The 10777-nt window shown below is 58.7% G+C and carries 8 protein-coding genes; 5 read left to right on the top strand and 3 right to left on the bottom strand.

The annotated features are described in order from the left end of the window. The first annotated feature begins 233 nt into the window (after positions 1 to 233). Positions 234 to 2504 carry an NADP-dependent malic enzyme gene (locus tag HUO14_RS11525; protein WP_176279969.1) on the top strand — a complete coding sequence of 757 codons (2271 nt, stop codon included), beginning with the start codon at positions 234 to 236 and terminating at the stop codon, positions 2502 to 2504. Between the two features lie 59 nt (positions 2505 to 2563). On the opposite strand, the gene HUO14_RS11520 is transcribed toward HUO14_RS11525, so the two are convergent. Beyond that, positions 2564 to 3046, bottom strand: a complete 483-nt coding sequence (locus HUO14_RS11520) for an outer membrane protein assembly factor BamE (RefSeq protein ID WP_176280202.1) — start codon at positions 3044 to 3046, stop codon at positions 2564 to 2566. A gap of 156 nt (positions 3047 to 3202) precedes the next feature. On the opposite strand from HUO14_RS11520, the gene HUO14_RS11515 reads away from it, so the two are divergent. Continuing rightward, positions 3203 to 3736, top strand: coding sequence for a ubiquinol-cytochrome C chaperone family protein (locus HUO14_RS11515; RefSeq protein WP_176279968.1), 534 nt, complete (start codon positions 3203 to 3205; stop codon positions 3734 to 3736). Further along, positions 3733 to 4260, top strand: a complete 528-nt coding sequence (locus HUO14_RS11510) for a YceD family protein (protein WP_176279967.1) — start codon at positions 3733 to 3735, stop codon at positions 4258 to 4260. Before HUO14_RS11515 ends, HUO14_RS11510 begins: the two co-directional genes overlap by 4 nt. Here the strand turns inward: HUO14_RS11510 and HUO14_RS11505 are convergent. Both HUO14_RS11505 and HUO14_RS11500 read right to left on the bottom strand, forming a co-directional pair. Continuing rightward, positions 4257 to 7037, bottom strand: a complete 2781-nt coding sequence (locus tag HUO14_RS11505; RefSeq protein WP_176279966.1) for a [protein-PII] uridylyltransferase — start codon at positions 7035 to 7037, stop codon at positions 4257 to 4259. The two genes, HUO14_RS11510 and HUO14_RS11505, sit on opposite strands and share 4 nt — an antisense overlap. After that, a complete protein-coding gene (locus HUO14_RS11500; protein ID WP_176279965.1) occupies positions 7034 to 8743 on the bottom strand; it encodes a class I adenylate-forming enzyme family protein in 1710 nt (569 codons plus the stop codon). The genes HUO14_RS11505 and HUO14_RS11500 overlap by 4 nt, the downstream gene beginning before the upstream one ends. Positions 8744 to 8822: 79 nt before the next feature. Between HUO14_RS11500 and lgt the strand changes: the two genes are divergently transcribed. Together lgt and HUO14_RS11490 are read left to right on the top strand one after the other, a co-directional pair. After that, positions 8823 to 9689, top strand: coding sequence for a prolipoprotein diacylglyceryl transferase (gene lgt / locus HUO14_RS11495; protein WP_176279964.1), 867 nt, complete (start codon positions 8823 to 8825; stop codon positions 9687 to 9689). After that, entirely contained in the window at positions 9682 to 10761 is a 1080-nt protein-coding gene (locus HUO14_RS11490) for a class I SAM-dependent methyltransferase (protein WP_246255522.1), read from the top strand. The genes lgt and HUO14_RS11490 overlap by 8 nt, the downstream gene beginning before the upstream one ends. Positions 10762 to 10777: the final 16 nt, after the last annotated feature.

The following is a 10777-nucleotide window of genomic DNA, read 5'->3' as shown; positions in this document are numbered from 1 at the left end:
ACCTTGGCCGCTACCGGCGCAGAATCCCGATCCGCGTTTTTCACATTTTTCTGAGTCCGCACTGTCATGGCATCGCGATAGCCGAGTGTAGCGATACATAAAAGAGTGGCGCTTAGATCCTTTTGAAATTTACTTAATATTGCGGCTCAGCGACAAAACGAGTAGGCGGTGAACCGGGACGTGAACATCAAATCGGCACACGCGGGCCGACTATCTATGAACGGAGATATAATTTGGCCGACAAGAACGATAACGATCTAGAATTCTCCGAACGCGAAGCATTATTGTTTCACTCCCACGGCCGTCCCGGAAAAATCGAAATCATAGCGTCGAAACCGATGGCCACCCAACGCGACCTGAGCCTGGCCTATTCGCCCGGCGTCGCAGTCCCCGTCCGCGCCATCGCCGAAGATCCGTCAACCGCCTATGATTATACGGCCAAGGGCAATCTGGTTGCCGTCATTTCAAACGGCACCGCGATCCTTGGCCTGGGCAATCTCGGCGCGCTTGCGTCGAAACCGGTGATGGAAGGCAAGGCGGTATTGTTCAAACGCTTCGCCGATGTCGATGCCATCGATCTGGAACTCGATACCGAGGACGCGGAAACCTTCATCAATGCGGTCCAGATCATGGAGCCCAGCTTCGGCGGCATCAATCTGGAAGATATTGCCGCGCCCGACTGTTTCATCATCGAGCAGACCCTGCGCGACCGGATGAATATCCCTGTTTTTCACGATGACCAGCATGGCACGGCGATCATCGCCGCTGCCGGGATCATCAACGCATGCCTGCTGACCGACCGCAAGATCGAGGATATCAAGGTTGTCGTCAACGGCGCCGGCGCCGCTGCCATTGCCTGTGCCTCGCTGATCAAGAGCCTTGGGGTTCCGCATGACAATCTGACCATGTGTGACCGGACCGGCGTTATCTATCGTGGCCGCGACGATGTCGACCAGTGGAAATCTGCCCATGCCATCGACACCGATGCGCGCACGCTGACGGACGCGCTTTCGGGCGCCGATGTCTTCCTCGGCCTGTCTGCTGCCGGCGCCCTGAAACCGGAAATGGTCAAGGACATGGCGGCCAAGCCAATCATCTTTGCGATGGCCAATCCCGATCCGGAAATTTCTCCTCCCGATGCCAAGGCCGCGCGCCCCGATGCGATTATCGCGACCGGCCGCTCCGATTATCCCAATCAGGTCAACAATGTACTCGGCTTTCCTTTCATCTTCCGCGGCGCCCTCGATGTCCGGGCGACCCGCATCAACGAAGAAATGAAAGTTGCCGCCGCCCACGCGATTGCCGAACTGGCCCGCGAACAGGTCCCCGAAGAGGTCGCCGTCGCTTATGGCGGACTGGCACCGAGCTTTGGCGTCGACTATATCATCCCGGCTCCTTTTGACCCGCGCCTGATGGACGTGGTTTCCGCCGCGGTGGCCAAAGCGGCCATGGATAGCGGCGTTGCCCAGAAACCGATCGAGGATCTCGACGCCTATCGTCAGAGCCTGAAGGCGCGCCTCAATCCGACAACATCGGTCCTGACCCAGGTCTATCAGGCCTGCCGTGTCGCCCCGAAGCGGGTTATTTTCGCCGAAGCCGAGGAAGATGTCGTGCTGCGCGCGGCGATCCAGTTCCAGGACGGTGGCTACGGCACGCCGGTTCTGGTCGGGCGCGATGACCGCGTCCGCGAAAAGCTCAAGGAACTGGGGGTCCGCGATCCCGACCGGTTCGAAATACACAATAGCCGCAACAGTCCGCTGGTCCCCGACATGGTGAACATGTTGTACCAACGGCTTCACCGCCGCGGCTATATGGAGCGCGATATCAAGCGCATGGTCAATCAGGACCGGAATATCTTCGGCTCCGCCTTGCTCTCGATGGATCAGGGCGACGCGATGATCACCGGGGTGACCCGTCCCTATTCGCAATCGTTCCGCGATGTCGCCAAGGTGATCGATGTCGAAAAAGGCCGCACCGCCTTTGGCATTCACGTCATGGTCGGCCAGCATCATACCGTCTTCATGGCCGACACCACGGTCAACGAACGGCCAACCGCGCATGAACTTGCAGATATCGCCGAACAGACGGCAGCGGTTGCCCGGCAAATGGGTCACGAACCGCGTGTTGCGTTTCTCAGCTATTCGACCTTTGGCAACCCCGAAGGACGCTGGCTCGACAATCTGCGGGAAGCCGTGGCGTTGCTCGATCAACGGCGGGTCAATTTCGAATATGAAGGGGAAATGGCACCAGATGTTGCGCTCAACCCCAAGCTAATGGCCAACTATCCGTTCAGCCGCCTGTCACAGCCAGCCAATATTCTGGTCATGCCCGGCCTTCAGTCGGCCAATCTGTCGGCAAAACTGCTCCGCGAACTGGGCGGCGATTCGGTTATCGGACCAATGCTGGTCGGACTGGAAAAATCCGTGCAGATCGCGACAATGGCGTCGACGGCATCGGAACTGGTGACACTGGCAGTATTGGCCGCCAGCGGGATCGCCAAATAGGACTCAAAAACAGGAAATGAACAGGGTGCCCGGAAAGGGCGCCCTGTTTCGGTCATTTTCTAGGGCCGGGTCGGGTCGTTGCTGCCGCCCTGAGCGCCGGGAGCGCCAACCGCGCCGATATTGCCGAACAATTCTTCGAAGAAGGAGCGGTCGCGGCCCAGCGTCGGTGTCTTGTCGCCATCCGGGCTGATGCTGGCAACCAGTTCCAGACCGGTGCGGTCAACCGCCGACACATTTCCTGCGGCATCAAATTTCACCCGCATAACCTGTTGCTCGCGCGGACGCGGGGTGCTGAAGCCATATTGGCGGGTATCGCGGGACAGATAATACCATGTATCATCGTCAAACTGGCCGGTGAAGGTCGGCCGACCGAGCGAGGCTTCCACCGACTGACGGTTGTCGACGCCGGCCTGAATGGCGGACATCAACACTTCATCGGCAATATATCCCTGATGACCGCGCACCTGGGTGCATCCCGCCATCGTCATGGCGCCAGCCATGAGCCCAAGCCACAAGCTGTGTTTTTTGATATTGCCGACCATCGAACTGATTCTCCACTGTACAGCCGACACCGTACCGGTGCCTGACTTGTCATCGCCCATTGCATCTCGCGCCATAAATATCAATATGCCCTGTATCCAGACTTAACAAACGACCCGATCGTCCATAAACTTGCGATCCAACCAGCGGAACCAGCAATGTCATTTTTCAGCAAGATATTTTCCAAAGACAAACCCAATGCCGGGATGCGGCCATTGTACGAATCGATCGTGCAGGAAGGACGGCAGATCGCCTGGTATGAGGAAGGTCAGGTTCCGGACAGTATCGACGGCCGGTTCGACATGATTGCCGCGATATTCGCTCTGGTCATGATCCGGCTCGAGAAAGAGGAGGACCGGGGCCAGGACATTGCGTGGCTGACCGAAATATTCATCTCCGACATGGACGGCCAATTGCGCCAGATCGGTATCGGCGAGATGGTCGTCGGCAAGCATGTCGGACGGATGATGGGCGCGCTGGGTGGCCGGGTCGGTGCCTATCGCGAAGCGCTGGAAAATGGCGCGAACCTCGAAGACGCCATATTGCGCAACATTTTCCGCGGCGAGAAGCCCGATGATGCGGCGCTCGCCTATGTTGCCCGGCAACTGGCTGCCTATCACGCCGCGCTGCAAGGCCTGGATAGCAGCGAGATCATCGCCGGCAAACTCCCCGACAGCGGATCAGCAAAATGATCGATACGCCCGAATTTTCCCATATCGTCAGACTGTCCGAAATCGGATCGAAGCCGCAGACCGGCAAGCTTGCCGCTGACGCAGAAGAGAGAAACGCACTGGCCTTGCGGTTCGATATTCCGAAAATTTCCTCGATGACAGCAACCTACAAGCTGATCGCCGGGGAAAGGGGCATTGCGTTCACCGGATCGCTGGCATCCGATCTGCACCAGAGCTGCGCGATTACCGGCGAAGCCATCCCGGTCAAGATTCGTGACGAGTTTGATATTCTGTTCGTTCCGAAGCCGGACCCAGGCGATCTGGAAGAAGAAATCGAGCTGACCGAGGATGAATGCGACATCGTCGAATATGAACAGGCCCAGATCGATCTTGGCGAGGCGATTGCCCAAACCCTCTATCTGTCGCTCGACCCCTATCCGCGCGGCCCGGACGCGGATGAGGTGGCCAGAAAAAGAGGCCTGAAATCCGAAGCAGAAGCCGGTCCTTTTGGCGCTTTGGCGGCGCTGAAGGACAAGCTCGGCTAGGCAGCCACCTTGTCGGGATTTGCCGCTGCGGCCTTGGTCAGGCGTTTCTGAAGCCCGTTCAACCGCTGCTTGCTGGTGATCTTGGAACCCAGAAGATCGGTGATGTAGAATGTGTCCACCGCGCGCTCGCCATAAGTGGCGATATGGGCGCTGTGCACCGTCACTTTCGATTCAAACAATGCATAGGCGAGTTCGTTGAGCAAGGCCGGACGATCCTGCGCATTGACTTCGATCACGGTAAACCGGTTGGATGCGTCATTGTCGACCAGCGCGAAAGGCGTGATGGCAAAGGCACCGGCCCGTGAATGGGCGAGCGGTCTCGCCTCCAGTTTGGTCGACAGCTTGGACCGGTTGGCCAGAGCGTCTTCAACCGCCTGCTTGAGCCGGTCCACTTGCCCGTCTTCGGAAAACGGCTTGCCATGCGGGTCCTGAACGAGAAAATTGTCCAGTGCCATGCCGTCGCGGGTGGTGTGGATACGCGCGTCGATGATATTGCCACCCGAGACATGGATGCCGCCGGCGATCCGGTAGAACAGGCCCGGATGATCGGCTGCGTAGACGGTGATCAACGTCGCCCCGCGCTCCGCATAGACATCGCCAAAAATTGCAAGGTTGGTTTCTCCTGCATCGAGCACGAGCTGCGCATTCTGGGCGATGATGTCGTCGGGCTCGGCGATCCAGTAAGGATCGGTAAACCGCTTGGCGAGCTTCCTGAATTCCGCTTCCGGCAGGTTAAGCGTTTCCGCCAGAACCGCCTTCTTCTCGTCGATCCGCTGCTTGCGTCCGCGCTGCTTGTGGCCGAGCAGCAGCATTTCCTGCGCTGCCTCGAACAGATCGGTCAGCAACTGCCGTTTCCAGCTGTTCCAGACGCCGGGTCCAACCGCGCGAATATCGACCACCGTAAGGACCAGAAGCTGGCGGAGCCGTTCGACGCTTTTCACCTGGCTGGCAAAATCCTGAATGGTCTTGAAATCGGACAGGTCTCGCTTGAAAGCAACCGCAGACATCAGCAGATGGTTGCGGACCAGCCATGCCACAAGTTCGGTTTCGTGCGGCTTCAGCCCCAGTCGCGGGCAGAGTTTCATCGCGACTTCCGCGCCCAATATGCTGTGGTCGCCGCCGCGGCCCTTGGCAATATCGTGCAACAGGGTGGCGACAAATATCACTCGCCGGTTCTGCAATTTTTCCATCGTCGCGGTGCTGTTCGGATGATCGGCTGCGAGATCTCCTCGCCCAATCCTGGCGAGCAGCCCGATGGCACGGATAGTGTGCTCGTCGACCGTATAGTGATGGTACATATCGAACTGCATCTGCGCCACGACACGGCCGAAATCGGGAATGAACCGGCCAAAAATCGCCGCTTCGTTCATCCAGCGCAGCACCAGCTCGGGGTCGCGCGGCGAGCAGAGCACGTCGAGGAACAGCTTGTTGGCCCGCGCATCCGTGCGGACCTTGTTGTCGATCAGCTTGGCATCGCGCCGCGCCGCCCGCATCGCCAGCGGGTGAATTTCAAGTCCGTGCTTGTCGGCCAGCCAGAATATCTCGACCAGCCGGACCGGATCCTCTTCGAAAAAACTTTCGTCCGGCAGAGCGAGACGGCCACGATCGAGGACGAAGCCCTTGAGCTTCTTCGGCTTGCGGGTCAGCGACGGCAGGAAGCGTCGGACCCCCGCATTATGCGTTTCGTCGAGATGGGCGAGGAACACGCCGGTCAGGTTGCCGACCACTTTCGCGTTGAGAAAATAATATTGCATGAACCGCTCGACCGAGGATTTGCCGGGCCGGTCGGCAAAATGCATTCGCCGGGCCACCTCGGGTTGCAGGTCAAAGGTGAGCCGGTCCTCTGCGCGACCGGTCATGTCGTGCATGTGGCAGCGAACCGCCCACAGGAAATTGGCGGCCTTGCGGAAACGCTTGAATTCATCGGCGGTCAGCAGGCCGACCTCGACAAGATCCTCGGCCGACGCCACCTGGTGAATATATTTGCCGATCCAGTAGAGGGTTTGCAGATCACGCATCCCCCCCTTGCCTTCCTTGACATTGGGTTCGACGACATAGCGGCTGTCGCCCATTTTCTTGTGCCGCAAATCGCGCTCGGCCAGCTTTTCCGCAACGAAAGTACTGTCGGTTCCGGCAACGACGTCCTGGAAGAAGCGATGTTTCGCCTCTTCATAGACACCGGTATCGCCCCAGATATAACGGCCTTCAAGCAGTGCGGTGCGAATCGAAAGGTCGCTCTTGGCCATCCGCACCATCTCGTCGATCGAGCGGCTGCTCTGGCCCACCTTCAGTCCGAGATCCCAGAGCCAGTAGAGCATCGCCTCGACAACCTGCTCGGTCCAGCTGGTGGCCTTGTGCGGTGTCAGGAACGCGATATCGACATCGCTATGCGGTGCCATTTCGCCCCGGCCATAGCCGCCGACCGCCATTACCGCGATTCGCTCGCCCGACGAGGGGTTGCCGACCGGATATTGGTGCTGGACGGCAATATCGTGGATCAACCGGACCAGCTGATCGACCAGGAATGACTGAGCGGCTGCCATTTCATGACCAGCCGAGGGTCTTTTCAGCAACCGCCTGCTGATCTCCGCCCGGCCGTCCGACAGCGCATTCTGCAGCAGCGGGAGGATTTTCGACCGGGCATCGGGCATGCCATGCTCGGCGATAAGCTCTTCTATTTCTTCAGCAAGCGCCCGACGATTGATAATGTCCCGCTGTCGCACGATCCGCTTGCCCGGATCGTCGGGGGCAGCGGGAATATTGGCGCGAACATTCATCCGGTAGCGGCCAGTTCGTCACGATGCTTTTTCGCCAGGACGATCTTGGCGATTTTGGCAGTGCCGAGTTTGGGCAACGGCTCGTCATATTGCCAGACATGGACCGGCATTTTATAGGGCGCGAGCTGGCTCTTGAGCGATTCCAGCAATTGCTCGTCGGTCAGGCTGTGACCGTCCTTGGTATGATAGACCAGTGCAGGAACCTCTCCGAACCGTTCATCATGCACGCCGAAGATACAGGCTTCTGCGACCGCCGGATTGGCATAAACTGCGGCTTCGACTTCCTGACAGCTGATATTCTCGCCACCGCGGATGATGATTTCCTTCTTGCGGTCGACGATGAAAAGATAGCCTTCGGGGTCGAGATAGCCGATGTCACCGGTGCGGAAAAAGCCGTCATCGGTAAAGGCGTCTCTGGTCGCTTCTTCGTTGTTCCAATAGCCCGTGAAATTCGCTGCCGTACGGATGCAGACCTCGCCGCGCTCGCCCTGCGGCATCTTGTTGCCGTCATCATCGAGAATTGCGACTTCGACAATCGGCGGCGTCGCGCGACCGGTGCTGTCCGGCTTGGCGAGATAATTTTCATTCTGGTTGGAACAGCCGACACCGTTGGTTTCGGTCAGGCCGTAGCCGATCACCGGATAGCCATCCCCCATCTTCTCCTTGATCCGTTTGACATGTTCCGCCGGGCGCGGTGCGCCACCAGCGGCCATGGTGACGCAGCTGCTAAGATCATATTTGTCAAAATTCGGATGCGAATAGATTTCCATGCTCATCAGCGGCACGCCGACAAAATAGGTCACCCGCTCTTTCTCGATCAGGCGCATCGCCTCTTCGGCATCCCATTTGTTGAGAAACACCAGTTTGCGACCAATCGCATAGCTCACCAGCACCAGAGGCACGGAAGCGGTCACGTGGAACAGTGGCACGCAAACCATGGCCGTGGGCTGCCCCTCCGGCATCGTGCCCTGCTTTTCCATGATATGGACCAGCACCATCACCGTGCCAACGAAGCTCATCGCCCCCTGCACAACCGAACGATGTTCGGCATAAGCGCCCTTGGAACGGCCCGTAGAGCCCGAGGTAAACAATATCGTCGCATTGTCTTCCGGCGCCATTTGCGGCAACGGCGTCTCGGCTCCGCCGCCTTTTTCCAGCATGACTTTCAACCCTTCAAGCGGTTGCTTGTCATGTTCGAATATCAGCAACTCGGCGCCATGATCGCGTTTCGATTCCACCAGTCGCTTGCCCCGCTGACGATCGGCGAACACGAAGCGGCAGCCGACATCCTCAATTCCGTCGGCCAGCTCGTCGCCCTGCCACCAGCCATTCAATTTAGTCGAAACGCCACCGGCCATGGTGATCGCCATGTCGAGAATGACCCAGTTGGCGGAGTTGCGCGCGGCAATTCCGATTCGGTCGCCCTTCTGGACACCATAGCCTTCGACCAGTCCGCCAGCCAATACACGGGCAGCGGCGTAAGTCTCTCCGAAGGTCAGGCGAATATCGCCATCGATCAGAAATTCCTTGTCGGCGTGCTGATGGCAGAAATAGGCGAGATAGTCGGAAACATTCTGTGGCGCGTTCTTGAAGATCGGCATATCGACGCCATATTTATTGATCGTGTCGAGCTCGAGCAGCTGACCGGGCTGCGTGAGCACTTCAAGCGTCTTGTCGATTACCATATCCAGTTCAGAAGCAGCCATTATTCAAGTCTCCAATTGTTCCCTCTTGGTCTCAGGGGATTTCCCTTTATATGGACAGGAAACCACGCGGGGAAAAGAGTTGATTGATATTATATTGGCCAATGCGGCACAGTTTACGCGGTTTGAGGAACTTGGCCTGTCTCCCAATGCTCTCGACCTCGGATTTTTTCAGCTCAAATGGTATTCGCTGGCCTATCTGGCCGGAATATTGATCGGCTATTGGTATCTGATCAAACTGGTCGCCCAGCCGGGTTCACCAATGGCCCGCCGCCATGCCGATGACCTGATCTTCTGGGCAACGCTCGGCATCATAGTCGGTGGACGACTGGGCTATGTGTTTTTCTACAATCCCGAAATATTGCTCGAACCGGTCAAGATATTGCAGGTCTGGAACGGCGGCATGTCGCTGCACGGCGGCACGATCGGTGTTGTGCTTGCCCTGTGGTGGAGCGCGCGGCGCGAGAAGCTCGATTTCCTGCGGATGTGTGACTATATCGCCTGCGTCATTCCCTTCGGCCTGTTCTTCGGAAGGCTCGCCAATTTCGTCAATGGCGAGCTTTGGGGACGGCAAACCGACGTCGCCTGGGCGATCATCTTCCCGATGGGCGGCGAGGTTGCCCGCCATCCAAGCCAGCTTTACGAAGCGGGGCTGGAAGGCCTGCTCTATTTCATCATCCTGTCGCTGATGTTCTGGAAAACCGACGCCCGCTACCAGCCCGGCAAATTGCTCGGGGCCGGCCTGCTGGTCTATGGCTTCAGCCGGTTCACCGTTGAATTCTTCCGCCAGCCCGACGTCCAGCTGACCTGGCTGGTCGAACAGTCGGGCTTCAGCATGGGCCAGTGGCTGACGGTGCCGATGATATTGCTTGGCGCCTGGCTGGTTCTGACCGCAAAACGGCGGCGTGCACGGGTTGAAGCGGTGGCCGGAGACAAGAGCGTTGCCTGACGGCATCAAGGCGGACCGACCCAGCGCAGCCCATGTAATTGCCGACCGGATCGACCGCGAAGGTCCGATTCCGCTCGGCGAATATATGGCGATCGCCAACGAACATTATTATGCCAGCAAGGACCCGCTCGGCGAAGAGGGCGATTTTGTCACCGCGCCCGAGATCAGCCAGATGTTCGGAGAAATCGTCGGCATCTGGCTGGCTGATCTTTGGCTGCGCAAAGGGTCACCGGACCATTGCCATTATGTCGAGCTGGGACCCGGTCGCGGAACCCTGGCCCAGGATGCGCTGCGTTCCCTCGCCAAGTTCGGCTGCACGCCGACGATCCATTTCGTCGAGACCAGCCCGGTATTGAAAGCCAAGCAGGCGCTGCTGCATCCTGAAGCAATCTGGCATGACGATATAGGCAGCCTGCCCGACGACGGTCCGCTGCTGGTCGTCGCCAATGAATTTTTCGACGCGCTGCCGATCGAGCAATTTGTCGCGACATCCGGCGGCTGGCGACGGCAGATGGTCGCGCGCGACCGGAGCAAATTTGTCGCCGTGGCGAGTGCCGAAGTTGCAGAAGACCGGATTGGCGGCAGCATGAGCGGCTTTCCGGACGGCACGATATTGGAACGTTCCCCGGTCAGCGTCGAACTGGCCGGTCATCTTGCCAATCGGCTGGCCAAACAGGGCGGCACGTTGCTGATCATCGACTATGGCTATGCGCGTCCGGGGACCGGCAGCACCTTGCAGGCGGTGAAAGGCCATATGCCGATCAGCCCGTTCGACAGTCCGGGCACGTCCGATCTCACCGCCCATGTCGACTTTCATACGCTGGCAAATATCGCCCGGAACCGTCTGCTTTCCGTTCACGGCCCTGCGGAACAGGGGCAATGGCTCAAGTCGCTCGGGATTGACCAGCGCGCGGAGGCATTGATCAATGCGACGCCGAAACAGGCCGATAATATCCGGGCTGCGCACCAGCGGCTAACCCATGCCGACGAGATGGGATGCCTGTTCCGGGTGATGGCGGCGACCCCGATCGACTGGCCGGAACCCGAGGGTTTCAGCTACGGCGAGGCATAAAGGGCGCTGCTAGGCT

The sequence above is a fragment of the Parasphingorhabdus flavimaris genome (assembly GCF_013371215.1).
In the GTDB taxonomy this organism is placed as follows: Bacteria; Pseudomonadota; Alphaproteobacteria; order Sphingomonadales; family Sphingomonadaceae; genus Parasphingorhabdus; species Parasphingorhabdus flavimaris.
Note: the sequence above shows the minus strand (reverse complement) of the source record. Positions and strands in the feature narration are given on the sequence as shown.